General features: G+C 40.4%; 1 protein-coding gene and 1 pseudogene. Both read left to right on the top strand.

Features of this window, described 5'->3' with window-relative positions:
• The coding region (locus tag Q7P05_RS04575; protein WP_303930763.1) for a helicase-related protein at positions 1-971 on the top strand (971 nt) is incomplete at its 5' end.
• Between the two features lie 208 nt (positions 972-1,179).
• Positions 1,180-1,716 (top strand): annotated as a pseudogene (locus tag Q7P05_RS04570) (excinuclease ABC subunit UvrA); the annotation flags it as partial.
• Positions 1,717-1,772: the final 56 nt, after the last annotated feature.

The raw sequence follows: 1,772 nt of genomic DNA, 5'->3' as shown, positions 1-1,772 counted from the left end.
CCACACCTGGTCCTTATGAAATGGAAGTACAAACGAATATTGCGGAGCAAATTATTCGTCCTACAGGATTATTAGATCCATCTATTGAAATTCGTCCTATTAAGGGACAAATGGATGATTTACTCGGCGAAATTCATAAGCGTGCAGCTAAGAATGAACGCGTTCTCGTTACGACCTTGACGAAAAAGATGGCCGAGGACTTAACGGAGTTCTTGAAGGAAATGGGCGTCCGCGTTCGTTACCTTCATTCAGATATCGTTACCATCGAGCGTGCTGAAATCATCCGTGATTTACGGGCCGGTGTCTTTGATGTACTAGTTGGTATCAACCTGCTCCGTGAAGGCCTAGATATGCCAGAAGTTTCTTTAGTAGCCATCTTAGATGCGGATAAGGAAGGTTTCTTACGTTCTGATACGGCTATGATTCAAACAATCGGTCGCGCCGCTCGTAATGTGAATGGTCACGTTATTATGTACGCAGACCGCGTAACTGGCTCTATGCAACGAGCTATTGATGAAACAGATCGTCGTCGTGCTGTGCAAGAGGCTTATAATATTGAACATAATATTACGCCTAAGTCTGTCTCTAAAGATGTAAAAGAACTCATTGAGTTGACGAAAATTGAAGAAGATATGGTCACCGATGGGAAGGACTTTTCACCGAAGAAAGGGAAAAAGAAATTCTCTACAACAGGTATGGACCATGGACACGAACCATATGCTCAAGAGGCATCTACTCCTAAGGTGGCAGATATAACGCCAGAAGAGTTATTCAATAAAATTGAAGAACTAGACCGTCAAATGAAGGTCGCTGCAAAGCAGCTTGAATTTGAAAAGGCTGCTAAGCTTCGCGACCAATTGGGGGAACTACGTCAACAATGGTCCGATATGCATAGTGCTGGTGAAAGCAAATTGAAAAAGCCCGCATCAAGTAAAGGGAGAAAACGGACCAGTACAAAGAGTAAATCTTAAGTAGGTGTAACATATATTCATATAGTAAAAATTTAACTACTTGAATGTAATTAGTGAATCTATAGAGATAAATTTACATATCTAGATAGATTGTAAGAAAACACATAGATTATATAGACTATATGTGCGATAATATACATATATTATTTCATGTTAGTAAAAATAGAGATGATGCCATTTGGTATCATCTCTTTAAATAGGGAACATAATGAAAGATCAATTGATAGTAAAAGGTGCGCGTCAGCATAACCTTAAAAATATAGATATAGCCTTACCACGAGATCAGTTTATCGTTTTGACTGGTCTCAGTGGTTCTGGTAAATCGTCCTTAGCATTTGATACGATTTACGCAGAAGGGCAACGACGCTATGTAGAGTCCTTGTCTGCATATGCTCGTCAATTCTTAGGACAAATGGATAAACCTGATGTAGATTATATTGAAGGCTTATCTCCAGCGATTTCTATCGACCAAAAGACGACAAGCCGCAATCCTCGTTCTACAGTTGGTACTGTAACGGAGATTTACGACTACTTGCGTCTATTATTTGCTCGTGTAGGTCATGCCCACTGTCCAGAATGTGGTAAGCCTATTACACAACAAACGATACAACAAATGACAGATGATGTAATGAGCTTCTCAGAAGGCACTAAGATTTTAGTATTGGCGCCTATGATCCAAGGGAAAAAAGGGGAGCATAAATCCGTCTTTGAACAACTTCGTAAAGAAGGCTTTGTTCGTGCCCGCGGTCAGTAAGCGTCTGGCTCTTTTTTATTTTCTTCCAAAGCTTCTCAGAGTCAGGG

The sequence above is a fragment of the Veillonella dispar genome, assembly GCF_937975875.1.
Classification (GTDB): domain Bacteria; phylum Bacillota; class Negativicutes; order Veillonellales; family Veillonellaceae; genus Veillonella; species Veillonella dispar_B.
The sequence above is the reverse complement of the archived record's forward strand: the minus strand, read 5'-3'. Positions and strand labels throughout refer to the sequence as shown.